The sequence below is a fragment of the Bradyrhizobium sp. SRS-191 genome (assembly GCF_024586915.1).
In the GTDB taxonomy this organism is placed as follows: domain Bacteria; phylum Pseudomonadota; class Alphaproteobacteria; order Rhizobiales; family Xanthobacteraceae; genus Bradyrhizobium.
The window spans coordinates 585,284-608,294 of sequence record NZ_JANBVS010000002.1; the positions used below are offsets into that span (position 1 = coordinate 585,284).

Consider the following 23,011-nt stretch of genomic DNA (forward strand, 5'->3'; position numbering starts at 1 on the left):
GACCCGCAGCAGAGTTCGCTGAAAGATCCGGCGACGTCTGTCAGAAAATCGCCGGGATGAGTGCCGCCGCACCCGGCTTTGTCAGGAAATCACCGGCCGCCGCGCTGCAGGCGGCGATAGCGTGCGGGGCTTTCGCCCGTCACCGCCCGGAAGGCGGCGCCGAAATGCGATTGCGAGGAGAAGCCGAGCGACAAGGCAATCTCCACGATCGGCAGGTTGGAGGTCGCGAGCAGCCGGCGCGCGGCCGTTACGCGTTGCTCGACGACGAACCGATGCGGTGTCGTTCCCGTCGCCTGCTTGAAACTGCGGAGGAAGGAGGAGGGGCTCATGCCCGCCACCTCTGCCATTGCGGCCAGCGTGACCGGCGCACCGGGATCGGCGCGCACGAACTCCGTGACGCGCGCCTGCATCCGGTCGTCCAGCGGCGGCACCTGCTCCGATCCGGGCGGGCGCTGCGCCGCGTAGCGGTCCGAGACGTGCAGAGCGAGCGTGTAGGCGAACTGCTCGGCGAGCAGCCGGCTCGGCCTGCCGCCATCGCCGCAACTCTCGACCAGCCGCTTCGCCGCGGCTTCCAGCATCGGATCCTCGGTGTCCCAGGCTTGGTGCGTCAGCGTGACCGGCGCTGCGGAGCCGCGGGAGGCCGCGACCTCCTTCAGCAGGGCATCGCCGAGATACAGAATGAGTAGCGGACCTGAGCGGACCTCCGGCACGGCATCGACCACCACACTGCAGCCGGGCTGGCCGATCCGGAAACGCCCCGCGCTGACAGGCGCATCGCGCCGGACCGTGCCATTCTCGATCAGGACGTGACGGCGGACGTCGTACAACGTGATCGCCACCGTCGGGACCGGCAGCTCGCCATACTCGTAAAGATGCGGCCCGGTGACCTCGCTGATCGCCGCGGCAAACCCGGCCGTCGACCACAGGTCGATCAGCGCCGATTGGCGTCGTCCCGTGACGCGCTCGGCATGGCGAAGGGGGTGGAGCTGCATGGGGCGGGGTGCGTCTGGCTGAATGGATGAACGTAGATTTAGCATTTTCTTGGCGGTCTGGCGACCGCAGGGTAGGTACGGCGCGGCGTTCTCCAGGGCATTCGGCTTTTTCTACTCACGCGAAGCCGGCTTTTCGAATGCCGTTCTACGTGCGGAGAGAGCCTGCAAAGCGCCGAAATCACCGCGGATCAGCGCTTCCTTTTTTGCGCGGCTCCACTTCTTCAGTCTGCGTTCGTTCTCGATCGCGTTCGTGATCCGCTCGAACCATTCAGAGTAGACCAACTTCACTGGGCGCCGTGCCAGCGTGTAGCCGCCAAACGTCCCGTCATTGTGTTGGGCCAGCCGCATCTCCAGCGACGTCCTGGTCCTGCCGATATAGAGACGGCCGTCGGCGCAAAGCAGGATGTAGAGATAGGCGCCTTCGGTCACGGCTGTCCTCCTCAGCTTCTCCTCACCCTGAGGAGCCCGCCCAAAGGCGGGCGTCTCGAAGGGCGAGGCCATGGTCCGGGCCTCATGGTTCGAGACGCGCCGCGTGCGACAGCCTCGCCTTCTATCGGCCCGATCGGCGCGGCGCTCCTCACCACGAGGGTCCAGCTCCGAAACCTGAGCGGCAAATGGACTACGAGCAGCGTGCTCGTGGAGAGGACAAAAAGCAACTCCGGAGCATGCTCAAGCTCCTCATCCTGAGGAGCTTGGCGAAGCCAAGCGTCTCGAAGGACGAGGCCACGGTCCGGGCCTCATGGTTCGAGACGCGCCGCGTGCGAGGGCTTCGCCTTGTATCGGCCCGATCGGCGCGGCGCTCCTCACCATGAGGGTCGAGCGCCGAAACCGGAGCCGCACATGGATCATGAGCAGCGTGCTCGTGGAGAGGAGAAAAAGCAACTCCGGGGCATGCTCATGCTCCTCATCCTGACGAGCTTGGCGAAGCCAAGCGTCTCGAAGGACGAGGCCCGTGACTTCGCTCGCCGAAACAAAAAGGGCGCCCCGCGAGGGGCGCCCTGGTGTCGTTTCCGCCGATCGGTCGGGCTTGTCAGCCCGAGTAGTACATGTCGAACTCGACCGGGTGCGGGGTCATTTCGAAGCGCTCGACCTCGGTCATCTTCAGCGCGATGTAGCTGTCGATGAAGTCGTCGTCGAACACGCCGCCGGCCTTCAGGAAGGCGCGGTCCTTGTCGAGGTTCTCGAGCGCCTCGCGGAGCGAACCGCAGACGGTCGGGATCTGCTTCAGCTCTTCCTTCGGCAGGTCGTAGAGGTCCTTGTCCATCGCCGGGCCCGGATCGAGCTTGTTCTTTACGCCGTCGAGGCCGGCCATCAGCATCGCGGCGAAGCCGAGATAGGGGTTGGCGAGCGGATCGGGGAAGCGGACCTCGACGCGCTTGGCCTTCGGCGAGGAGGTGTAGGGGATGCGGCACGAGGCCGAGCGGTTGCGCGCGGAGTAGGCGAGCAGCACCGGCGCCTCATAGCCCGGGACCAGACGCTTGTAGGAGTTGGTCGACGGGTTGGTGAAGGCGTTGATGGCCTTGGCGTGCTTGATGATGCCGGCGATGTAGGACAGGCAGGTCTCCGACAGGTCGGAATACTTGTTGCCCGCGAACACCGGCTTGCCGTCCTTCCAGATCGACTGGTGAACGTGCATGCCCGAGCCGTTGTCGCCGTAGACCGGCTTCGGCATGAAGGTGGCGGTCTTGCCGTAGATGTGCGCGACCTGGTGGATGCAGTATTTGTAGATCTGCATCTGGTCGGCCATCAGCGTCAGCGTGTCGAACTTCATGCCGAGCTCGTGCTGGGCAGAGGCGACCTCGTGATGGTGCTTCTCGACCTTGACGCCCATGCGGGCCATCGCGCCCAGCATCTCCGAGCGCATGTCCTGCACGGAGTCCTGCGGCGGCACCGGGAAGTAGCCGGCCTTGGTGCGGATGCGGTGGCCGAGATTGCCGCCCTCATACTCGGTGTCCGAGTTGGTCGGCAGCTCCGAGGAGTCGAGGCGGAAGCCGGTGTTGTAGGGCGAGGAGCTGTAGCGGACGTCGTCGAACACGAAGAACTCGGCTTCGGGGCCGACGAACACCGTGTCGCCCACGCCCATCGACTTCACCATGGCCTCGGCCTTCTTGGCGATGCCGCGGGGGTCACGGTTGTACGGCTCGCCGGTGGTCGGCTCGAGCACGTCGCAGGTAATGATCATGGTGGTTTCGGCGAAGAACGGATCGATCGTCGCGGTCACCGGGTCGGGCATCAGGCACATGTCGGATTCGTTGATCGCCTTCCAGCCGGCGATCGAGGAGCCGTCGAACATGGTGCCTTCGGCGAAAATGTCTTCGTCGATCATGCTGACGTCGAAGGTGACGTGCTGCCACTTGCCCCGCGGATCGGTGAAGCGGAGGTCGACGTATTTGACGTCGTTGTCTTTGATTGCCTTCAAGACGTCCTTGGCGGTCTTCATGAATACCCCTCTTGGCTGAAACGTCACGGCCCGGCGCGGGACGGCGTCCGCGGGTCATGCTCCATTAGCCTCGCCGGGGGACCAAGACAATATCGGAAAACGCCAAAAAGGCCGCATGCAGATGCCTCCTAGAGGACATCTCAGCTGCCTGAACGCTGCTTGTGCAGCGGATCTTCTCGGCGGAGGGCCTGGAGCGACATCGCCGTTCCAGGCCGCCCGCTTGGGGCTCCAGCCCTTGAGGCGTCAGCCCCGGGTTAGATCGCGTCCAGTCCCGATTCGCCCGTCCTAATGCGGATGGCTTCCTCGATGTTGGACACGAAAATCTTGCCGTCGCCGATGCGGCCGGTCTGGGCGGCGCGGCGGATCGCCTCGATCGCGCGCTCGACCAGTTCGTCGCCGATCACGATCTCGATCTTCACCTTCGGCAGGAAGTCGACGATGTATTCAGCGCCCCGGTAGAGCTCGGCATGGCCTTTCTGCCGGCCGAAGCCCTTGGCCTCGGTGACGGTGATGCCCTGAAGTCCCACCTCCTGAAGCGCCTCCTTCACCTCGTCGAGCTTGAACGGCTTGATGATGGCTTCGATCTTCTTCACTGAGCGCCTCCCGGGCATTCCGCATTAAGAAACAGTTGGGTCATCGTCAGGCTGCGCCAACGCGCAGGTCGTTCGATCACTTCGTTACCGGGCCTGACACTCTCCGGCGGAGGCCCGGTGATTGACAGCCCGTCTTGCCCCGTGCCGAAGTGGCTCCACAAAAGCAGGGTCTATGCCAAGTCGTTAATGAGGCCAAATCGAGCGGATATCCCGGTCTTTCGCATTGGGCCGACGATTCCCCATGGGAGTGCCCAGAATACCGAAGCTCGCGAATTAGGCAAACAGGCCAGAAGTTGTGCAGACGGCGGTGCGGCGTTCGCACGCCGGCGAAAATGCCCAGGGAAAAGGCGGGAGGATCGCTTGAGAGCCCGCTTAGCGGGGAGGCACCAAGCCTCGGCTCTTGTCTCGGCTCTTGGAACTTGCTGCTGGGCACGGCAATAGGGATGCAGGATTCGGTGGGGGTGTCCGGCTTGGGGAAGCCGGTGCACCGCGATTGACGTCGAGCAGCCGCAGAGGACGGCTGCAGGGGATATAAGAGCTGCAATGGAAGTCTTGACCACGAGCGAAATGGAGCGCGCCGACCGGCTGACGATCGCGGCCGGTACGCCCGGATTCTCGCTGATGCTGAGCGCCGGCCAGGCGGTCGCCGCCGCCGCCATGGACCTCGTCGAGGAGGGGCCGATCCTGGTCGTGTGCGGCCCCGGCAACAATGGCGGCGACGGCTTCGTCGCGGCCGCCGAGCTCGCAGCCCAAGGCCGCGACGTCTCGGTCATCCTGATGTGCGAGCGCGATGCGCTGCAGGGCGATGCGGCCTCCGCCGCCAAGGGCTGGAAGTTTCCGGTGCTGCCGTTCACGCCGCAGGCGATCGGCAAGCCCGCGCTGATCATCGATGCGCTGTTCGGCGCCGGTCTCAGCCGTGCGGTCACCGGCGAGCCGCATGACGTCATCGCGGCGATCAATGCCAATGGCGCGCCGGTGCTCGCGGTCGATCTGCCGAGCGGCATCAACGGCACCACCGGGACAGTCATGGGCATCGCCGTCAGGGCGACGGAGACCGTGACCTTCTTCCGCAAGAAGCCGGCGCATCTGTTGCTGCCCGGACGCCAGCATTGCGGCCGCGTCCGGCTCGCCGACATCGGCATCGATCCGCAGGTGCTCGACGAGATCAAGCCGCAGGCGTTCCAGAACGAGCCGGAGCTCTGGCACGGCCGCTTTCCCGTGCCGCGCATTGACGGTCACAAATATGCGCGCGGGCATGTGCTCGCGGTGTCCGGCGATGTCACGGCCACGGGCGCGTCGCGCATGGCCGCGCGGGCTGCCTTGCGGGCCGGCGCCGGCCTCGTCACGCTGGCCTCGCCGCTGTCAGCGCTGACGGTCAACGCGTCGGCGCTGACGGCGGTGATGGTCCGCGCTGCCGACACCGCGATCGAGTTCGGCGAGCTGGTCGGCGACAAGCGCTACAACACCTGCATCATCGGCCCGGGCACGGGTGTCAGCGAGCGCACGCGCGATCTCGTCTTCACCGCGCTCTCGGCTCAGCGTCATCTGGTGCTGGACGCGGATGCGCTGACGAGCTTCGCCGATGCGCCGGAGCGGCTGTTCGAGCCGATCCGGGCGATGGCGGACGCGCAGATCGTGCTGACCCCGCATGAGGGCGAATTCCCGCGGCTGTTCTCGGATCTCAGCAACAAGAATCCCGGCCGCTCCAAGCTCGAGCGGGTCCGCGCCGCCGCCGCACGCTGTGGCGCCGTCGTGCTGCTGAAGGGCGCCGACACCACAGTCGCAGCTCCCGACGGCCGCGCCGCCATCGCCGCCAACGGGCCGCCCTGGCTCGCCACTGCCGGCGCCGGCGACGTGCTCGCCGGCATCATCGCAGGGCTCCTGGCGCAGGGCGTCCCGGCGTTCGAGGCCGCCTGCATCGGCGTCTGGATGCATGGCGAGGCGGGCTCGGAGGCGGGGCCTGGGCTGATCGCGGAGGATCTGACGGAGACGCTGCCGGCGGTGTTCCGGCGGCTGTATGATCGGTTGGGGATCGAGTATTGACGTTGCCGGTCGCCATGCGGCGTCTCGAACTGTCCGACATGGACGCCTCCGCGCGCCTGCACCGCGCGGCCTTCGATGCCGCTCTGCCATGGCTTGCCGGTCTGCATACGCCGGACGAGGATCGCTGGTTTTATCGCGAGCGCGTGTTTCGCGACTGCGAGCTGTGGGGAGCTTTCTCCGGCGACGACCTGGCGGGCCTCATTGCTCTCCGTGCGGGATGGATCGATCAGCTCTACGTCGGACCCGGAGCGCAGGGGCGAGGCGTTGGCAGTGCGCTGCTCGACGTCGCCAAGCTAGGCTCGGACCGTCTGCAGCTCTGGACGTTCCAGCGCAACATCGCTGCGCGCCGCTTCTATGAGCGGCGCGGTTTCCTGCTCGTCGAGGAAACGGACGGGGCCCACAACGAAGAGCGCGAGCCCGACGCGCTCTATTGCTGGGCGCGCCTCTGATGATTCACGTCACCTGATACTTCGCCACCGCGCTCTCGTTCCATGCGAGGCCGAGGCCCGGGCCTTTCGCCGTGACCTTGCCGTCGATCACCTGCAGCGGCTCGGCGAGGATGGCGCCGGCGAAGTCGAGCACCTCGAGGAAGTGCGCGGTCGGCGTCACCGCCAGCACATGGGCGCTGGCCTCTGGCAGGATGTGGCTCGACATCGGGATCGACGCGGCGTCGGCTTGGCCTGCGACATTGAGCCAGCCGGTGATGCCGCCGACCTTCATCAGGTCGGGCATGATGAAGTCGGACGCGCCGGTCGCGATCGCTTCGGCAAAGCCGCGCGGAAACCACCAGTTCTCGCCGGCCTGGATCGGAATCTCCGAGCGCTCGCGCACCCGGGCATGGCCGGAGAGGTTTTCCTGCGGCACCGGCTCCTCGATCCAGGTCAGGTCGTAAATGGCAAGGCGGCTGATTCTGCGCGTGGCCTCCGTGGGATCGAGCGATTGGTTGAAGTCGAGCATCAGCGCCATGTCCGGGCCGAGCAGGGCGCGCAGGCCCTCGATCATCGCTTCGTCGGTCGCGAGGTCGCCATGGCCGCCCTTGGTCTTGATGGCGCGGAAGCCGTGCTCGTTGCGCGCGGTGCGCAAGGTCCGCTCGTCCGCCTTGGCATCGAGCACGCCATAGCTGTCATAGGCAGGGATCGGGCGGGCGCTGCCTCCGAGGAGCTCGACGACGGGCTTGTTCGCGAGCCTGCCCAGCGCATCCCAGAACGCCATGTCGAGGCCCGACACGGCCATGCCCACCAGGCCCTGCCAGCCGAGCAGGCGAAACTTGGCGTCCATCGCCTTCATCAGATCGAACGGGACCAAGGCCTTGCCTTGGAGTTCGCGCCCGATGTCCTCGACCAGATGCACGAGCGGCTTCAAGGCCAGCTTGGTGTAAGCGAAGAGATAGGAATGGCCGGTAACCCCCTGATCGGTCGTGACGTCGATCAGCACCAACGGTCCGGAGTCGATGACGCCGAAGGCGTTGCGCAGGGGACGTTTCATCGGGGTGACGACGGCGCGCGCGGTGACGCCGGTGATGGCAGCTGTTGTCATGGGGAGTTCTCCCTGGTTCGTTTCCTCAACCGATCTCATACCACCTGATAAGCCGCGGCGCCGCCCAGTCCGTGGCCATGCGCTCGACCAGAAACCGCCCGGCGGTTTCAGCCAGGAAGGCGATACGCTGGGTCTGGCCTGCCTCGACTGCGAGCGTGTCGAGCCAATATGGCTTCCAGCCATCGTCCAATCGGTCGAGCAGACGGAACGGCTGGCCCTGCAGATGGACGACCATCGTGCCCGCCGCCTTGTTGGCCAGCGCCAGCACGGCGACGCGGCCGGGCTTGATCCGGAAGGCGGGGGCACTGCCGGGATTGAACTGGGTGGGGGGACTCCAGTCGGCGCCGTCGAGCGCGAGCTCGGCGCGGATGGCGCTGCGCAGGTCGAGCTTGTCCGGCAAGCCATTCGCGGGCAGGGGCGATGGAGGCGGGAGGGGCGCGGCGCGTTGCGCCGGCTCACTCGACAGCGCGAGGCGGGCGAGGGGGCGTGCCGCCGTACCGTCGTGCAGCAGCACCGGCAGCGCGGCCTTGGCGGCGGGCATGTCGATGACCACGTCGGTGCGGCCGCCCGGCGGCAGCACCACGGCGCCGTTGCGGGCCAGGAACGGCTCCGCCGGCTGGCCATCGATCGCCATCACCCGGACGGTGTCGATGTCGGCGATTTTGATCGCGATGACAGCGCGCTGGCAGCCATTGATGAACCGCAGCCTGACCCGCGCCTGGGCGCGCAGCGCGATCTCCGGCTGGACCTGGCCGTTCACGGTATAGAGCAGTTCGGCGTCCTTCGGGTCTGTGCCCGGCGCGATCGCCGTGCCGTCCGGCTTCAGCCTGAAGTCCTCGACCAGGAAAACCTCGTCGCGGTCAAAGGTTACCGTCGAGACTTCATCGACGATCACAGGCAGCGGGCGCAGCGGGGCGGCAGCGCCGTCGGCGAGCAGCCGCAGGTCGAGCAGTCCGGTTCCGGTCCGTGAGGCCATCGCAGCGACCGTGGCCCGGCCGCCTGCTGCGGTCGGCTGTTGGACGAGCAGCGGCGCCGGCAAAGCGAGACCGCGGCCGGAAAGCGTGGCCGGTATCGAGAGACCGTTGACGAGGGAGAGATCCAGCGCGGCGCCGCGGGCCAGCCGGAGCACCGGTGAGCCCCCGGCGAGCTGCCATACCCGCGCCGGCGAGCGCCCCTGCGACAGGGCCAGAGATTCGGTCCGCGCCTCCAACGCGACGGACGTGCGTTCGGCGGCGATGGCGAAACGCGGAATCGCGGTCGCGCAGGCTGCGGCAAGGCCGCCGAGCACGGCGCGGCGGCTGACCCCGTCCACAGGCTGCGTCATGCGACAAAACATTGTGCGTTGAGGGGGATGCGGATCATCTCATTTTCCCTTATCTGTGCCGCGAGCCTGGCCGATCGGCCGGTCGCGGGCGCTCTTTGGGGCCCATTTTTTTGCTGCGGACGGTTTCACGCGTGGTATAAGCCGCGCCGCCCGCGGCATCGCGGCCGGGCTATCGATGCAGTTCACGCGGGCGTGGCGGAACTGGTAGACGCGCTGGATTTAGGTTCCAGTGACGAAAGTTGTGGGGGTTCGAGTCCCTCCGCCCGCACCAAGCGCTTCCTCAGCGTTTGCCGAAAGTTTCACGGCGCAGCCGCGCTCCTGATCTCGGGAGAACGGCGGCACCGATCCCACCGGCGCAAGGCTCGTTGGCCGCGCGTCGTCCACAATTGAATCAGGTGTGTCCGGATCGCAAGGGTCCGGACCGTAGCGGAAGAAGATTGACGCCATGCAGGTCACAGAAACCTTGTCAGAAGGCTTGAAGCACGAGTTCCAGATCAGCGTTCCCGCGGCCGATCTCGACGCCAAGGCGGATGCGAAGCTGGTCGATCTCAAGGACAAGGTCCGCATCAACGGCTTCCGTCCGGGCAAGGTGCCTGTGGCGCATCTGAAGAAGATCTACGGCAAGTCGGTGATGGCCGAGACCATCGACCAGACCATCCGCGACACCAACACGCAGATCTTCACCGAGCGCGGCTTCCGTCTCGCCACCGAGCCGAAGGTGACGATGCCGACCGAGGAAGCCGAGGTGGAGAAGATCCTCGCCGGCCAGACCGACCTGACCTACACCGTGGCGATCGAGGTCGTGCCCGCGATCGCGCTCGCCGACTTCAAGACCTTCTCGGTCGAGAAGCCCGTCGCCGACATCACCGATGCCGACGTCGACGAGGCGATCAAGCGCCTGGCCGATGCCAACCGCGGCTATGCGGCCAAGGCTGATGGCGCCAAGGCCGAGAGCGGAGATCGCGTGAAGATCAACTTCAAGGGCACGATCGACGGCGTCGCGTTCGACGGCGGCACGGGCGAGGGCATCGATGTCGTGATCGGCTCGAACACCTTCATCCCCGGCTTCGAGGACCAGCTCGTCGGCATCGGCGTCGGCGAGACCCGCACCTTGAAGGTCTCGTTCCCGACCAACTATCTGAACAACGAGCTCGCGGGGAAGGCCGCGGAGTTCGAGACCACGGCGACCGCGATCGAGGCGCCGGAGGACAAGGTCGTGGACGACGAGTTCGCCAAGACGCTCGGCCTCGAATCGCTCGACAAGCTGAAGGAGCTGATGCGCGACCGTCTCGCCGGCGAGTTCGGCCAGGCGACCCGTCAGCGCGTGAAGCGCGCGCTGCTCGACCGCCTCGACGAGACCCACAAGTTCGATGCTCCGCCGTCGCTGATCGACGAGGAGTTCAACCTGATGTGGAACTCGGTCCAGGCCGAGATGAAGTCGAGCGGCAAGACCTTCGCCGACGAGAACACCACCGAGGACAAGGCGAAGGAAGAGTACCGCACCATCGCCGACCGCCGCGTCCGGCTCGGCCTCGTGCTGTCGGAGATCGGCGAGAAGAACAAGATCACCGTGACCGACGACGAGGTCAGCCGCGCCGTGATCGAGCGCGCGCGCTCGATGCCGGGCCGCGAGAAGGAGGTCTGGGACTTCTATCGCAGCAACCCGCAGGCGCTCGCGCAGCTGCGCGCGCCGATCTACGAGGACAAGGTCGTCGACTTCATCCTCGAGCTCGCCAACGTCACCGAGAAGAAGGTCTCCAAGGACGAGCTGTTCAAGGACGACGAGAACGACAAGGCGGCCTGATCAGGCCACCTCTGGTCGGGTTTGCGACATCAGCGCATGATTAAGGTTGACCGGCGAAAGCGCCGGTCGGCCCGGTTCCGGCGCTGGCCGCCGCCGCGGGAATCAGCTTGAACAAGGCAACGACCTCGCTTGCGGTTGGCCGGTTACCGGTCTTGTCACCGGGAAATTGGTCCATATCTGTGGGCTCGGTCTTGAAGTTCTGCATCACGGGGCCATCGTCCGTCGCTGCTCGCTGAACGAGCCTCACCTGCGGCGGCCGGTCGTCTTCAACTGCTGGTCCAACCCTTGGGTGATTCATGCGCGATCCCGTCGAAACCTATATGAACCTTGTGCCCATGGTGGTCGAACAGACCAACCGCGGTGAGCGCGCCTACGACATCTTCTCGCGCCTCCTTAAGGAGCGCATCATCTTCGTGACCGGTCCGGTCGAGGACGGCATGGCGACGTTGATTGTCGCGCAGCTGCTCTTCCTCGAGGCCGAGAACCCGAAGAAGGAGATCGCGATGTACATCAACTCGCCTGGCGGCGTGGTGACGTCGGGTCTCGCGATCTACGACACGATGCAGTTCATCCGTCCGGCGGTGTCGACGCTGTGCACGGGCCAGGCGGCGTCGATGGGTTCGCTGCTGCTCTGCGCCGGTCACAAGGACATGCGCTTCTCGCTGCCGAACTCTCGCATCATGGTGCATCAGCCGTCCGGCGGTTTCCAGGGCCAGGCGACCGACATCATGCTGCACGCCCAGGAGATCCTGAGCCTCAAGAAGCGGCTCAACGAGATCTACGTGAAGCACACCGGTCAGCCCTACAAGGCGATCGAGGATGCGCTGGAACGCGACAAATTCCTCACGGCGGAAGCCGCCCAGGAGTTCGGGCTCATCGACAAGGTGCTCGACAAGCGGCCGGAAGATCCGGCGGCGATGGGCAAGTGAGCCGTAACTGAGTAAGGCGAGGTCCGTTGGACGGGCCTCGAAGCATCACGGCATCGCCTTTGCCGGCTCCGGCCGGCAGAGGTACTAAGGTGGGGTCCCAAAAGGGCCGCAACCCTGCCGTGCAACCGGCAAACAGGCGTGGCAAACACGCAACGTTCAGCCGATTTCGCGTGTTCTTACCGTGTCAAGCCCCAAAATCACGGTAATGTCACGGTCTAGGGTCTGTGCTCCGATTAGCGAATTCTTGATAGTCGGATGACAGCATGATTGGCTAGAGTGCCCAGTTATGGATCGTGGGGGATTCGCGTAAGTCGTGGGTGCACGGCGGGTCAAGAACAAGGTTTTAATTTTGGTACGAAATTTGCTCTTTCACCAATTCGGTCCGGCCCGCGCCGGGGCGGAACGAACGAGCGGACAAGAGCGAACCGCGGACGGAGACAGGAATGAGTAAGGTCGGCACGGGCGACGCCAAGAATACGCTTTATTGCTCGTTCTGCGGCAAGAGCCAGCACGAAGTCCGCAAACTGATCGCAGGTCCAACCGTCTTCATCTGCGACGAGTGCGTCGAACTCTGCATGGACATCATCCGCGAGGAGAACAAGTCCTCGCTGGTCAAGTCGCGCGACGGCATTCCGACCCCGAAGGAGATCTGCAAGGTTCTGGACGATTACGTCATCGGTCAGAACCATGCGAAGAAGGTGCTGTCGGTCGCCGTTCACAACCACTACAAGCGTCTCAATCACCAGACCAAGCACTCGGACGTCGAGCTCGCGAAGTCGAACATCCTTCTGATCGGTCCGACCGGTTCGGGCAAGACGCTGCTCGCGCAGACGCTCGCCCGCATCCTCGACGTGCCGTTCACGATGGCCGACGCCACGACGCTGACCGAAGCCGGCTATGTCGGTGAGGACGTCGAGAACATCATCCTGAAGCTGCTGCAGGCGGCCGACTACAACGTCGAGCGCGCACAGCGTGGCATTGTCTACATCGACGAGATCGACAAGATCAGTCGCAAGTCGGACAATCCCTCGATCACCCGCGACGTGTCGGGCGAGGGTGTCCAGCAGGCGCTGCTCAAGATCATGGAAGGCACGGTTGCGTCGGTTCCGCCGCAGGGCGGCCGCAAGCATCCGCAGCAGGAGTTCCTGCAGGTCGACACCACCAACATCCTGTTCATCTGCGGTGGTGCGTTCTCCGGTCTCGAGAAGATCATCTCCTCGCGCGGCCGGTCGACCTCGATCGGCTTCGCGGCCCAGGTGCTGGCGCCGGAAGACCGCCGCACCGGCGAGATCTTCCGTCACGTCGAGCCCGAGGATCTCCTGAAGTACGGCCTGATCCCGGAATTCGTCGGCCGTCTGCCGGTCGTGGCGACGCTCGAGGATCTTGACGAGAACTCGCTGAAGAAGATCCTGACCGAGCCCAAGAACGCGCTGGTGAAGCAGTATCAGCGTCTGTTCGAGATGGAGAACATCGAGCTCACCTTCGCCGACGAGGCGCTTGGCGCCGTGTCGCGCAAGGCGATCGAGCGCAAGACCGGCGCACGCGGTCTGCGGTCGATCCTCGAGAGCATCCTGCTCGAGACGATGTTCGACCTGCCGGGACTCGAAGGCGTCGAGGAAGTGGTCATCTCGCGCGAGGTGGTCGAAGGCACGGCCCGTCCGCTCTACATCTATGCCGATCGGTCCGATCGCGCCGTGGAAAGCAGCGCCAGCGCGTGATCCGCGCTGGTACGATCGACAGACGACCTCGTTTCATCAGTTCAGCGATCGCTGCGGACATCATGTCCGCGGCGTCGCAGCGTTTCAGCTCCCCGCCGCGTAAAGCCACTTTTGGCGGGCGTTTACCGATACTTGACACCCCCCGGGTCGATAGCCACCTAATGTCGCGTGGCGATACAAATCTCAATCCCGGGATTCGCCTCACAGACGATCCGAAACGAGCAGGCGATATCGACGCGCCAGCTACGTCCGGATCAGATCGCACCTTGTGGCGGTTGCGCACGATGGCGGACTGCGTGCAAGGGGGCTAAACAAAAGGAACAGGCCATGACGACCCCCAAACCCCGGCCGACCATCGTTTACGGCGAGAGCCACGCCTATCCGGTGCTGCCGCTCCGCGACATCGTCGTCTTCCCGCACAACATCGTTCCGCTGTTCGTCGGCCGCGAGAAATCCATTCGCGCCCTCGAAGAGGTCATGAAGAACGACGCTCTGGTGATGCTGGCGACGCAGAAGAACGCGTCCGACGATGATCCAGCTCCGGATGCGATCTACGAGACCGGGACGCTCGCCAGCGTGCTGCAACTCCTGAAGCTGCCCGACGGCACCGTGAAGGTGCTGGTCGAGGGCCTGGAGCGCGCGCGCGTCGAGAAGTACACCGATCGCGCCGACTACTACGAAGCCACCGCCGTTGCGCTCGAGGACACCGACGCCAAGTCGGTCGAAGCCGAGGCGCTGGGCCGCTCCGTCGTGTCGGACTTCGAAAGCTATGTGAAGCTGAACAAGAAGATCTCGGCCGAGGTCGTCGGCGTCGTTCAGTCGATCACCGATTTCGGCAAGCTGGCCGACACCGTCGCCTCGCATCTCGCCGTCAAGATCGCCGATCGCCAGGGCATCCTGGAGACGCTGTCCGTCACCACGCGCCTGGAGAAGGTGCTGGGCCTGATGGAGAGCGAGATCTCGGTTCTGCAGGTCGAGAAGCGCATCCGCTCGCGTGTCAAGCGCCAGATGGAGAAGACTCAGCGCGAGTACTACCTGAATGAGCAGATGAAGGCCATTCAGAAGGAGCTGGGTGACGAGGACGGCCGCGACGAGCTCGCTGATCTGGAAGAGCGCATCAACAAGACCAAGCTCTCCAAGGAAGCGCGCGAGAAGGCTCAGCACGAGTTGAAGAAGCTGCGCCAGATGTCGCCGATGTCCGCGGAAGCGACCGTCGTGCGCAACTACCTGGATTGGCTGCTGTCGATTCCGTGGAACAAGAAGTCCAAGGTGAAGAAGGATCTGGAGGCCGCGCAGGCGGTTCTGGATGCGGATCACTATGGTCTGGAGAAGGTCAAGGACCGCATCGTCGAGTATCTCGCCGTGCAGTCGCGCGCCAACAAGCTGACCGGCCCGATCCTGTGCCTGGTCGGACCGCCCGGCGTCGGCAAGACCTCGCTCGGCAAGTCGATCGCGAAGGCCACGGGGCGCGAATTCGTTCGCGTGTCGCTGGGCGGCGTGCGCGACGAGGCGGAGATCCGCGGTCATCGCCGGACCTATATCGGTTCGATGCCCGGCAAGATCATCCAGTCGATGCGCAAGGCCAAGACTTCGAATCCTCTCTTCCTGCTGGATGAGATCGACAAGATGGGCTCGGACTTCCGGGGTGATCCGTCGTCGGCGCTGCTGGAGGTCCTGGACCCCGAGCAGAACACGACGTTCAACGATCACTATCTGGAGGTCGACTACGACCTGTCGAACGTCATGTTCATCACGACCGCGAATACGCTGAATATTCCCGGGCCGCTGATGGACCGCATGGAGATCATCCGCATCGCCGGCTACACCGAGACCGAAAAGCTCGAGATCGCCCGCAAGCACTTGATCCCCAGCGCGATCTCCAAGCACGGCTTGGACTCGAAGGAGTGGTCGATCGACGACGACGCGTTGCTGCTCGTGATCCGGCGCTACACCCGCGAAGCGGGCGTGCGTAACCTGGAGCGTGAGATTTCCACACTGGCCCGCAAGGCCGTGAAGGAGCTCATGATGTCCAAGAAGAAGTCGGTGAAGATCACCGAGAAGACCGTCGAGGAATTCTTGGGTGTTCCGAAGTACCGCTTCGGCGAGATCGAGAGCGACGATCAGGTCGGCATCGTGACGGGCTTGGCCTGGACCGATGTCGGTGGCGAGCTGCTGACGATCGAAGGCGTCATGATGCCCGGCAAGGGCAAGATGACGGTGACGGGCAATCTGCGCGACGTCATGAAGGAGTCGATCTCGGCGGCCGCCTCGTTCGTCCGCTCGCGGGCGATCAACTACGGCATCGAGCCGCCGTTGTTCGACCGGCGTGACATCCACGTCCACGTGCCGGAGGGGGCAACCCCGAAGGACGGACCGTCGGCGGGTGTCGCCATGGCGACGACCATCATCTCGGTGATGACCGGCATCCCGGTTCGTCACGACGTCGCGATGACCGGCGAGATCACCTTGCGTGGTCGCGTGCTGCCGATCGGCGGTCTGAAGGAGAAGCTGCTGGCTGCGGCCCGCGGGGGCATCAAGACGGTCCTGATCCCCGAGGACAACGCCAAGGATCTCACGGAGATTTCCGATGCGATCAAGGGCGGCATGGAGATCATCCCGGTCGCCCGTCTGGACGACGTCGTCGCCCGGGCCCTGGTCCGCAAGCCGGTGCCGATCGTCTGGGAAGAGGACACCAAGGTGCCCGTGAAGGCTGATGGCGACGAAGCCGCCGGCGGCCTGACCGCCCACTGAGGTCAGAACCCAAAGGAAACGGCGCCCGAGAGGGCGCCGTTTTCGTTTGAGGGATCGGTCCGGCTGCTGCGGGGGATCTGAAGCGGGGCATCTGAAAGTCACGCCGGCGACGCGGCTTTCCCGCGCTGCCGTGCGGTTCCGGCGTTGATTGCGCGTCGGGCAGGGGGTAAAGAAGCGCGCGTGAGGGCGGCTAGCTCAGCTGGTTAGAGCATCTCGTTTACACCGAGAGGGTCGGGAGTTCGAATCTCTCGCCGCCTACCATCCGGGCAGGGCCGATAGTCCGCTCGTCGAACAACGGCTATTCAGCCGCGCGTTTCTCCAAGCTGACTGCAATCCGCTCCAGCAGCGTGTTCATGCGCTGGGTTTCTGCGATCTGCCGCTCATAGTGATCGTGCAGTTGGGTCGACATCTTCGTGACATTCATCCGCTTGCTGAAAGCGAACCAGACTGCGATCAGGATCAGGAACGGCAGCCACGAAATGAGCAGATCCATCCATTGGTTCTTCATGCTTATTCTTCAACCCCGCTTCCCGTCGATTCCCGCAGGCTGACGTCTTGCCTGCACCCGTTGCTTCCAGTCGCCGCAAATTCGTGTGGCGATCGGCTGTGCTTCCGTTACGCTGCTGCGTGGACCGAGGTCGAGGCAAATACATGACCGACTTTCTGCGCCATTGTACCGGAGGCGCTGAGCGGACGATCAACGCCGGTGTTGCCCTCCTGGAAGAGGGCGGCAACACAGGGCATCTCTACATCCTGCTGCAGGGGCGGCTGGAGGTCATCAAGGCCGGCTCCACCGTGGCCATCGTCTCCGAGCCGGGCGCGCTGTTCGGTGAGATGTCGCTGCTGCTGGAGCAGCCGCACACGGCCACCGTGCGGGCGCTCGTCGACTGCCGGATCTATGAGATCCTGGATGCGCCGCGTTTCCTGGCTGAAAATCCCGAAGCGACACTGGCGATCGCACGCATGCTGGCGCAGCGGCTCAACGTCGCCAACACCTATCTCGCCGACCTCAAGCGGCAATATGCCGGCCACGGCACGCATCTCTCCATGGTCGGCGACGTCCTGCAGAGCATGATCAACCTGCCGCCGCAGCAGGTCGCGCCAGGAACGGATCGGGAATCCGATCCACGGCTCTGAGCCAGTCCGGCGCTGACGTCACCACCTGCGCAGGCCGCTGCAGCGGGCTGGCGAGATCGATCCATTCAGCTTGCCCCGCTGCCAGCCAGAACGCGCGCTGCTCGCCGGTGTCGAGCACCATGTAGGTCGGCGGCCGTCCGGGCTGACGCCCGGTGTTGAACACCCAGGTCTCTCCTAAGCGATCGAACCATGAGCCGTCCTTGATGAAGGGCGATTGGTGAACGTGGCCCGAGATCACCATCGCCGGCCGATGCCGCGCGATGAAGCCTTCGAGCTCGGTGTCGCCGAAGAAGCGCTTGCCGCCCCAGCTCACCGGCGAATTGGCCGGCGGCGCGTGATGCACCCAGATCCAGCGCGCCGCGCTGCGCGCGGCGGCTGCGTCGAGCTGGCGTTCGATCTGCGCCTTGACGAGCGGGCCGTCCCACCAGGGACAGATCGAAAACAGCGTGTCGCCCACCCGGACTTCGTCGCCGTCCGAGGCGATGCCGAGTTCGCCGACCGTTCTGATCCAGGCCGCGATCTTCTCACCCTCGGCGTTGCGTTCCTCCAGATCATGATTGCCGGAGCAGATCATCACGCGCGTCTTGGCGGCCAGCAGCGCGAGATACTTCTTCACCACCACGATCTGCGCGCGGATGTCGACGATCGAGGCGAGATCGAGCGCATCTCCGGCGAACACGACCGTGTCGAAATGATCGGCCGCCGCGACCAGCCAGTCGAGCTGCGGCAGCGTGTAGTGGAGATCGGCGACGATGAGACAGCGCATGAGACTCCTGACGCGCAGGATCGAAGCAAGAGTGGGACCAGACTCTGCTCCGCTATTGCATCTCGAGGGGCTGCGCGCCAGCAGGGCCAGGTCCTTGCGTCGATCGGTCGACCCCGGCGGTATGGGGCGGCCCGGCGGAGGTGACCGGGTGCCGCGCTCGTGCCTTGACAGGCAAGAGCCGTGCGTGCGCGATACCGGTTCGACGACGACATCAGACAAGGCGCGCATCATGCAACTGCCCTCAGGCCACGACCGCAATGCCGACCAGATCGCCTATTGGAACGGGCCGGGCGGCCAACGCTGGTCGGATCGCCAGGAGGCGCAGGACATCCTGCTCGCGCCGGTGTCGCAGATCCTGATCGAGCGCATTGGAGCCAAGCCGGGCGATCGCATTCTCGATGTCGGCTGCGGCTGTGGCGGTCTTTCGATCGTGCTGGCCGGGCAGGTGGCGCCTGATGGATCCGTTCTCGGCGTCGACATCTCCGCGCCGATGCTCGATCGGGCGCGGGCCGTGGCTCCGGCCGGGCTTGCCGCTGACTTCGTGCTGGCCGACGCCACCGTGCATCCGTTCCCGCCGGCGAGTTTCGACCTCCTGGTGTCGCGCTTCGGCGTGATGTTCTTCGCCGATCCCGTGTCGTCGTTTGCCAACATCCGCCGGGCGCTGAAGCCGGGCGGCCGTGTCGTGTTCGCCTGCTGGCGCGAGCCCAAGGCCAATCCCTGGATGATCGCACCGTTGCAGGCGGTGTATCGCCACGTCCCGAAGCTGCCGGAGATGGCGCCGGAGGATCCCGGTCCTTTCGCCTTCGCATCCGAGGCGCGTGTCACGCGCATCCTCGGCGAGTCCGGATTCAGCGACATTGCGCTGGAGGCCCATGCGCTGTCGCTCGACATCGCGCGCGGGCAGGGGCTCGAGGCGGCCGTTCAATCGGCCTTCGAGATCGGCCCCGCCAGCCGCGCGCTGGAGGGCCATCCCACGGAGACGCGCGAGGCTGCGCGGCAATCGGTCCGCGAGCTGCTCGCCCAATACCAGAATGGCGGCAGCGTCACGCTGTCCGGCTCGATCTGGCTGGTGACGGCGCGCGCCTGAGGCCCGCGCCGCGCGGCGTCAGGAGCGCTCCTCCCAGATCATCGCCAGATGCACGATGGTCTGCACCGCCGTCTCCATGTCACGGACGCTGACCCATTCCAGCCTGGAGTGGAAGGCGTGCTCGCCGGCGAAGATGTTGGGGCAGGGCAGTCCCATGAAGGACAGCCGCGAGCCGTCGGTGCCGCCGCGAATCGAGGTCCGGACCGGCGTCAGCCCGGCGCGCCGGATCGCATCCTCGGCATAGGTGACGATCTGCGGATGCAGGTCGATGACCTCCTTCATGTTGCGATACTGCGCCTTGACCTGCATCTCGTAACTCGAGCGCGGATAGTCCCGCAGGACGTCCTTGACGATGTCCTCGAGCAGCGCCTCCTTCTGCCGCAGCCCCTGCTCGCTGAAATCGCGCACGATGAAGTCGAGCCGGGCCTGCTCGAGCGTGCCGGACACCCCGACCGGATGCAGGAAACCTTCCTTGCCCTCGGTGGTCTCCGGCGAGCAGGTGTCCTTTGGCAGACGATCGACGATGGCGGAGGCGATCTTGATGGCGTGCTCCATCTTGCCCTTGGCAAAGCCGGGATGCGCGCTGACGCCGTTGATGATGATCGTCGCGCCATCCGCCGAGAACGTCTCGTCCTCGATGTTGCCTGCGGTCTCGCCGTCCATGGTGTAGCCGAAGTCGGCGCCGAGCTTCTTCAGGTCGACCCGGTCGACGCCGCGGCCGATCTCCTCATCGGGCGTGAACAGGATCTTGATCGTGCCGTGCTTGATCTGGGGATTGCTCAGCAGGAACTGGGCGGCATCCATGATCTCGGCGATGCCCGCCTTGTTGTCGGCGCCGAGCAGGGTGGTGCCGTCGGAGGTGACGATGTCGCAGCCGATCTGGTCCTTGAGCGCCGGATGCTCGGCCGGGCGGATCACCTGCGCCGGGTCGCCGGGCAGCACGATCTCACCGCCCTGGTAGTTGCGCACGACCTGCGGCTTCACATCGGCGCCGGAGCAGTCCGGCGAGGTATCCATGTGCGAGCAGAAGCAGATCACCGGCACTGTCTTGTCGGTGGTCGCAGGGATCGTCGCATAGACGTAGCCGTGATCGTCCATATGAGCATCCGCCAGGCCCATCGCCTGCAACTCTGCCGCGAGCAGACGGCCGAGATTCTTCTGCTTCAGCGTCGAGGGGCAGGTGGGCGATGTCGGGTCCGACTGGGTGTCGATCACGACATAGCGGAGAAACCGCTCGAGAACGGAATGGGTGAAGTTGAGCGACGTATCGGGCATGAGCACCACGGAATGCAGAGAGGGATTATGTTACCGTCAATAGCAAGCATATTAATATATCAGGCTGCGTATACCACATACCAGATCTGCACATCAGCTAGTATGTCACAGGATGCGGCATGAGCCACTCGGATTACGCGCTTGCCTTGATCGGCACAGAGCCCCGGGCGGCCGGCCCGCGGCGCATGCTCTGGGATCTTCGTGCACAGGAGTCGGAGTGTCTTGCTTCGGGGAGCTGAGCTGGACGATTCGCTTCCGTTGATCTGCAGCATGCGGGTGCAGGGGCTCGGCAGGGAGCGTCTGACGTTGGGGGCGCGCGTGACCGGAACCCAGCTCCGCGCCTTGTCATGGTCGAGCCCTGCCATCTGCTGCAAAGAGCCGGAAGAGGGCGATGCGGGACGCTTATGGCGCGCGGCTGGGCTCATCCCTGTTCTGGATCGACCTCTGCGGGCGCGGCGGCGATGGTGTTGGGTGGTCTTGGGGACCCATCAACGACTTCTCACAAATCCGGTTTCATTGTCCTTGACTTCGAAACATCGCCCCTTTAAGTCGCACTCCTCCGCGGGATTTCGCGATCACGCGGGAGTAGCTCAGTTGGTTAGAGCGCCGGCCTGTCACGCCGGAGGTCGCGGGTTCGAGCCCCGTCTCTCGCGCCATTCTCATGGCACATCCCCTCGTCTGATCCGCCCGCCAGCGTCGCTCCCGAGCTTCCCGTCTTATCCGATCCGTCGACATGCCCGGCGCTGCAACGCGCGTGGCAGTGCTCGTTGTCAGGCCGGCGGGACACGAAAAAGGCCGCCACGAGGGCGGCCCGACATACATCTGGAGCTGATCGGCGCGGCGCGTTTCGCGCTCAGCGCACCATCGAGCCGTTGGAACTGGTCACGACGACCGGCTTGCCCGCCTTGACCGGCGTGTGCGAGGCCGTCTGGCTGTAGTCGGCATTGGTCCGGGCCGCGATGCCGAAGGCGGTCACGGCGATGCCTGCAATGAGGGCCACGACCACGATCTTCAGATGGGTCGAGCGGTCCGCGGAATGGATCGAGTGGTTCATGTCGGCCTCCCGGCGTCTCAGAGCGCCACTTTGTTGGCCAGACATGTACCTTCGCTTTGTTTCGATCCGGTTTCTTGGTTTCCTCAAAATGGTTTCATCGGTTGCAGGGCTCACGGCGGCAATCGGGAGTAAGCGGCCGGGTCGCCGGACCGCCTCCGGGCGGTGACCGCTGCGATCCGCACCTGGGAAGCGCCCTCAGCTACGCCGCTCCTTGATTCGGCGCGCTGCCGCGACCATCTCACTCGATAGCGGAAGCGTATCGGGTCATAGCCCAGCCGCCCCATCGCGGTCGTCCGATCGCTGCTCCGCACCCTGTTTCCGACCAGCTCCGCCTGCGCACAGTGTCGTGCGTGTTCGCAATCGCTGACCCTCTCAGCATTCGGTCGATGTCGCGTTCGACACCGTATTGCTGCGGGTCCGTCATGCGCGCGTAGCGCTCGTGCCGCGGCCGCCGCACTCGCCTGTGTGTCCGGGTTTCCGCAATGTGGGGAGGGATGACGGCGTTGAGCGGGCCTGTCTTGCGCGGCTTGGTGCGCTGCGCTAAGGCTTCGACCAATTCCAATGCAGCGAGTCTGTGGTTTGCACCGAAACCGCAGAGGAAAGTGGCGCCGATGACCGGCATCCTTCAGAACTATCTCCCCCTCGTCGTTTTCATAGGTGTCGCAGCCATCATCGGGGTGGTGCTGTTGATCGCGCCGTTCGTGGTCGCCTACCAGCAGCCTGATCCCGAGAAGCTCTCCGCGTACGAATGCGGCTTCAATGCGTTCGACGACGCGCGCATGAAGTTCGACGTCCGCTTCTATCTGGTTGCCATCCTTTTCATCATCTTCGACCTCGAAGTCGCCTTCCTGTTTCCCTGGGCAGTCGCATTCGGCAAGCTCGGCGCGGCCGGCTTCTGGTCGATGCTGGTGTTCCTGGCCGTGTTGACGGTCGGGTTTGCCTACGAATGGAAGAAAGGCGCGCTTGAATGGGATTGAGCCCGACCCCGTCCTCTGGTCCGGTGATCGCACCGGCCCCGAAGGGCATTCTCGATCCCGCGACCGGCAGGCCTGTTGGTGCCAACGACCCGTATTTCCTCGAGGTCAAGCACGAGCTGTCGGACAAGGGATTCTTCGTCGCCACCGCTGACGATCTCATCACCTGGGCCCGCACCGGCTCGCTGATGTGGATGACGTTCGGCCTGGCCTGCTGCGCCGTCGAGATGATGCAGGTCTCGATGCCGCGCTACGACGTCGAGCGTTTCGGCTTCGCGCCGCGCGCCTCGCCGCGCCAGTCGGACGTGATGATCGTCGCCGGCACCCTGACCAACAAGATGGCGCCGGCGCTGCGCAAGGTCTACGACCAGATGCCGGAGCCGCGCTACGTCATCTCGATGGGCTCCTGCGCCAATGGCGGCGGCTACTACCACTATTCCTATTCGGTGGTCCGCGGCTGCGATCGCATCGTTCCCATTGATATCTATGTGCCCGGCTGTCCGCCGACCGCGGAAGCGCTGCTGTACGGAGTTCTGCTGCTGCAGAAGAAGATCCGTCGCACCGGCACCATCGAACGCTGAAGGTTTT

21 protein-coding genes and 3 tRNA genes are annotated in these 23,011 nt (G+C 64.9%); 13 read left to right on the top strand and 11 right to left on the bottom strand.

The window, feature by feature from the left end; genetic code table 11:
• Nucleotides 1-89 precede the first annotated feature (89 nt).
• The 4 genes from NLR35_RS06495 to NLR35_RS06510 all read right to left on the bottom strand — a co-directional run bounded on the left by NLR35_RS06495 (nt 90) and on the right by NLR35_RS06510 (nt 4,025).
• Entirely contained in the window at nt 90-992 is a 903-nt protein-coding gene (locus tag NLR35_RS06495) for a helix-turn-helix domain-containing protein (RefSeq protein WP_257165713.1), read from the bottom strand.
• A gap of 111 nt (nt 993-1,103) precedes the next feature.
• Nucleotides 1,104-1,421 (bottom strand): GIY-YIG nuclease family protein, encoded by a 318-nt coding sequence (locus NLR35_RS06500; protein ID WP_257165714.1) that lies wholly within the window; start codon nt 1,419-1,421, stop codon nt 1,104-1,106.
• A gap of 601 nt (nt 1,422-2,022) precedes the next feature.
• On the bottom strand, nt 2,023-3,432 hold the full coding sequence (gene glnA, locus NLR35_RS06505) for a type I glutamate--ammonia ligase (protein ID WP_006611030.1): 1,410 nt from the start codon (nt 3,430-3,432) through the stop codon (nt 2,023-2,025).
• A 254-nt stretch (nt 3,433-3,686) separates the two neighbouring features.
• Nucleotides 3,687-4,025 carry a P-II family nitrogen regulator gene (locus NLR35_RS06510; protein ID WP_006611029.1) on the bottom strand — a complete coding sequence of 113 codons (339 nt, stop codon included), beginning with the start codon at nt 4,023-4,025 and terminating at the stop codon, nt 3,687-3,689.
• Nucleotides 4,026-4,568: 543 nt separating this feature from the next.
• Here NLR35_RS06510 and NLR35_RS06515 point away from each other — a divergent pair.
• Both NLR35_RS06515 and NLR35_RS06520 read left to right on the top strand, forming a co-directional pair.
• Nucleotides 4,569-6,068, top strand: coding sequence for an NAD(P)H-hydrate dehydratase (locus NLR35_RS06515; RefSeq protein WP_257165715.1), 1,500 nt, complete (start codon nt 4,569-4,571; stop codon nt 6,066-6,068).
• A gap of 38 nt (nt 6,069-6,106) precedes the next feature.
• A complete protein-coding gene (locus NLR35_RS06520) occupies nt 6,107-6,517 on the top strand; it encodes a GNAT family N-acetyltransferase (protein WP_257165716.1) in 411 nt (136 codons plus the stop codon).
• A 4-nt stretch (nt 6,518-6,521) separates the two neighbouring features.
• Here the strand turns inward: NLR35_RS06520 and NLR35_RS06525 are convergent, their stop codons facing one another.
• On the bottom strand, nt 6,522-7,604 hold the full coding sequence (locus NLR35_RS06525) for an enolase C-terminal domain-like protein (protein ID WP_257165717.1): 1,083 nt from the start codon (nt 7,602-7,604) through the stop codon (nt 6,522-6,524).
• A 25-nt stretch (nt 7,605-7,629) separates the two neighbouring features.
• Nucleotides 7,630-8,940: a multicopper oxidase domain-containing protein gene (locus tag NLR35_RS06530; protein ID WP_257165718.1), complete on the bottom strand. Its 1,311-nt coding sequence runs from the start codon at nt 8,938-8,940 to the stop codon at nt 7,630-7,632.
• 174 nt (nt 8,941-9,114) lie between these two features.
• Here NLR35_RS06530 and NLR35_RS06535 point away from each other — a divergent pair.
• A tRNA-Leu gene (locus tag NLR35_RS06535) sits at nt 9,115-9,199 on the top strand.
• 174 nt (nt 9,200-9,373) lie between these two features.
• A complete protein-coding gene (gene tig / locus NLR35_RS06540) occupies nt 9,374-10,732 on the top strand; it encodes a trigger factor (RefSeq protein ID WP_257165719.1) in 1,359 nt (452 codons plus the stop codon).
• A gap of 40 nt (nt 10,733-10,772) precedes the next feature.
• On the opposite strand, the gene NLR35_RS06545 is transcribed toward tig, so the two are convergent.
• Nucleotides 10,773-10,937 (bottom strand): hypothetical protein, encoded by a 165-nt coding sequence (locus NLR35_RS06545; protein WP_257165720.1) that lies wholly within the window; start codon nt 10,935-10,937, stop codon nt 10,773-10,775.
• 91 nt (nt 10,938-11,028) lie between these two features.
• Here NLR35_RS06545 and NLR35_RS06550 point away from each other — a divergent pair, with 91 nt between their 5' ends.
• The 4 genes from NLR35_RS06550 (at nt 11,029) to NLR35_RS06565 (ending at nt 16,391) form a co-directional block, all read left to right on the top strand.
• The gene (locus NLR35_RS06550; protein ID WP_006611023.1) at nt 11,029-11,661 is read left to right on the top strand and encodes an ATP-dependent Clp protease proteolytic subunit; all 633 of its coding nucleotides are present in this window, start codon (nt 11,029-11,031) and stop codon (nt 11,659-11,661) included.
• A 443-nt stretch (nt 11,662-12,104) separates the two neighbouring features.
• Nucleotides 12,105-13,379, top strand: a complete 1,275-nt coding sequence (gene clpX, locus NLR35_RS06555) for an ATP-dependent Clp protease ATP-binding subunit ClpX (RefSeq protein WP_006611022.1) — start codon at nt 12,105-12,107, stop codon at nt 13,377-13,379.
• 327 nt (nt 13,380-13,706) lie between these two features.
• Entirely contained in the window at nt 13,707-16,130 is a 2,424-nt protein-coding gene (gene lon / locus NLR35_RS06560) for an endopeptidase La (RefSeq protein ID WP_006611021.1), read from the top strand.
• 184 nt (nt 16,131-16,314) lie between these two features.
• Nucleotides 16,315-16,391 (top strand) — tRNA-Val (locus NLR35_RS06565).
• Between the two features lie 37 nt (nt 16,392-16,428).
• On the opposite strand, the gene NLR35_RS06570 is transcribed toward NLR35_RS06565, so the two are convergent.
• A complete protein-coding gene (locus NLR35_RS06570; RefSeq protein WP_257165721.1) occupies nt 16,429-16,638 on the bottom strand; it encodes a hypothetical protein in 210 nt (69 codons plus the stop codon).
• A gap of 143 nt (nt 16,639-16,781) precedes the next feature.
• On the opposite strand from NLR35_RS06570, the gene NLR35_RS06575 reads away from it, so the two are divergent.
• On the top strand, nt 16,782-17,267 hold the full coding sequence (locus NLR35_RS06575) for a Crp/Fnr family transcriptional regulator (RefSeq protein ID WP_257165722.1): 486 nt from the start codon (nt 16,782-16,784) through the stop codon (nt 17,265-17,267).
• On the opposite strand, the gene NLR35_RS06580 is transcribed toward NLR35_RS06575, so the two are convergent.
• Nucleotides 17,206-18,033 (bottom strand): metallophosphoesterase, encoded by an 828-nt coding sequence (locus tag NLR35_RS06580; RefSeq protein WP_257165723.1) that lies wholly within the window; start codon nt 18,031-18,033, stop codon nt 17,206-17,208. The two genes, NLR35_RS06575 and NLR35_RS06580, sit on opposite strands and share 62 nt — an antisense overlap.
• A gap of 229 nt (nt 18,034-18,262) precedes the next feature.
• On the opposite strand from NLR35_RS06580, the gene NLR35_RS06585 reads away from it, so the two are divergent.
• On the top strand, nt 18,263-19,120 hold the full coding sequence (locus tag NLR35_RS06585; protein ID WP_257165787.1) for a class I SAM-dependent methyltransferase: 858 nt from the start codon (nt 18,263-18,265) through the stop codon (nt 19,118-19,120).
• Nucleotides 19,121-19,138: 18 nt separating this feature from the next.
• On the opposite strand, the gene pepT is transcribed toward NLR35_RS06585, so the two are convergent.
• Nucleotides 19,139-20,395, bottom strand: a complete 1,257-nt coding sequence (gene pepT, locus NLR35_RS06590; protein ID WP_257165724.1) for a peptidase T — start codon at nt 20,393-20,395, stop codon at nt 19,139-19,141.
• Between the two features lie 579 nt (nt 20,396-20,974).
• Here pepT and NLR35_RS06595 point away from each other — a divergent pair.
• Nucleotides 20,975-21,051: transfer RNA gene (locus tag NLR35_RS06595), tRNA-Asp, on the top strand.
• 197 nt (nt 21,052-21,248) lie between these two features.
• Here NLR35_RS06595 and NLR35_RS06600 read toward each other — a convergent pair.
• Nucleotides 21,249-21,449 (bottom strand): hypothetical protein, encoded by a 201-nt coding sequence (locus tag NLR35_RS06600; RefSeq protein WP_257165725.1) that lies wholly within the window; start codon nt 21,447-21,449, stop codon nt 21,249-21,251.
• A gap of 611 nt (nt 21,450-22,060) precedes the next feature.
• Between NLR35_RS06600 and NLR35_RS06605 the strand changes: the two genes are divergently transcribed.
• Together NLR35_RS06605 and NLR35_RS06610 are read left to right on the top strand one after the other, a co-directional pair.
• Entirely contained in the window at nt 22,061-22,426 is a 366-nt protein-coding gene (locus tag NLR35_RS06605; RefSeq protein WP_006611013.1) for an NADH-quinone oxidoreductase subunit A, read from the top strand.
• Nucleotides 22,423-23,004: an NADH-quinone oxidoreductase subunit B family protein gene (locus tag NLR35_RS06610; RefSeq protein ID WP_006611012.1), complete on the top strand. Its 582-nt coding sequence runs from the start codon at nt 22,423-22,425 to the stop codon at nt 23,002-23,004. The genes NLR35_RS06605 and NLR35_RS06610 overlap by 4 nt, the downstream gene beginning before the upstream one ends.
• Nucleotides 23,005-23,011: the final 7 nt, after the last annotated feature.

What these genes read in the sequence shown, in the direction of transcription:
- NLR35_RS06495 (WP_257165713.1), bottom strand. Translation starts at nt 992, where the DNA reads ATGCAGCTCCACCCCCTTCGCCATGCCGAGCGCGTCACGGGACGACGC.
- glnA (WP_006611030.1), bottom strand. Translation starts at nt 3,432, where the DNA reads ATGAAGACCGCCAAGGACGTCTTGAAGGCAATCAAAGACAACGACGTC.
- NLR35_RS06515 (WP_257165715.1), top strand. Translation starts at nt 4,569, where the DNA reads ATGGAAGTCTTGACCACGAGCGAAATGGAGCGCGCCGACCGGCTGACG.
- NLR35_RS06520 (WP_257165716.1), top strand. Translation starts at nt 6,107, where the DNA reads ATGGACGCCTCCGCGCGCCTGCACCGCGCGGCCTTCGATGCCGCTCTG.
- NLR35_RS06525 (WP_257165717.1), bottom strand. Translation starts at nt 7,604, where the DNA reads ATGACAACAGCTGCCATCACCGGCGTCACCGCGCGCGCCGTCGTCACC.
- NLR35_RS06530 (WP_257165718.1), bottom strand. Translation starts at nt 8,940, where the DNA reads ATGTTTTGTCGCATGACGCAGCCTGTGGACGGGGTCAGCCGCCGCGCC.
- tig (WP_257165719.1), top strand. Translation starts at nt 9,374, where the DNA reads ATGCAGGTCACAGAAACCTTGTCAGAAGGCTTGAAGCACGAGTTCCAG.
- NLR35_RS06545 (WP_257165720.1), bottom strand. Translation starts at nt 10,937, where the DNA reads ATGCAGAACTTCAAGACCGAGCCCACAGATATGGACCAATTTCCCGGT.
- NLR35_RS06550 (WP_006611023.1), top strand. Translation starts at nt 11,029, where the DNA reads ATGCGCGATCCCGTCGAAACCTATATGAACCTTGTGCCCATGGTGGTC.
- clpX (WP_006611022.1), top strand. Translation starts at nt 12,105, where the DNA reads ATGAGTAAGGTCGGCACGGGCGACGCCAAGAATACGCTTTATTGCTCG.
- lon (WP_006611021.1), top strand. Translation starts at nt 13,707, where the DNA reads ATGACGACCCCCAAACCCCGGCCGACCATCGTTTACGGCGAGAGCCAC.
- NLR35_RS06570 (WP_257165721.1), bottom strand. Translation starts at nt 16,638, where the DNA reads ATGAAGAACCAATGGATGGATCTGCTCATTTCGTGGCTGCCGTTCCTG.
- NLR35_RS06575 (WP_257165722.1), top strand. Translation starts at nt 16,782, where the DNA reads ATGACCGACTTTCTGCGCCATTGTACCGGAGGCGCTGAGCGGACGATC.
- NLR35_RS06580 (WP_257165723.1), bottom strand. Translation starts at nt 18,033, where the DNA reads ATGCGCTGTCTCATCGTCGCCGATCTCCACTACACGCTGCCGCAGCTC.
- NLR35_RS06585 (WP_257165787.1), top strand. Translation starts at nt 18,263, where the DNA reads ATGCAACTGCCCTCAGGCCACGACCGCAATGCCGACCAGATCGCCTAT.
- pepT (WP_257165724.1), bottom strand. Translation starts at nt 20,395, where the DNA reads ATGCCCGATACGTCGCTCAACTTCACCCATTCCGTTCTCGAGCGGTTT.
- NLR35_RS06600 (WP_257165725.1), bottom strand. Translation starts at nt 21,449, where the DNA reads ATGAACCACTCGATCCATTCCGCGGACCGCTCGACCCATCTGAAGATC.
- NLR35_RS06605 (WP_006611013.1), top strand. Translation starts at nt 22,061, where the DNA reads ATGACCGGCATCCTTCAGAACTATCTCCCCCTCGTCGTTTTCATAGGT.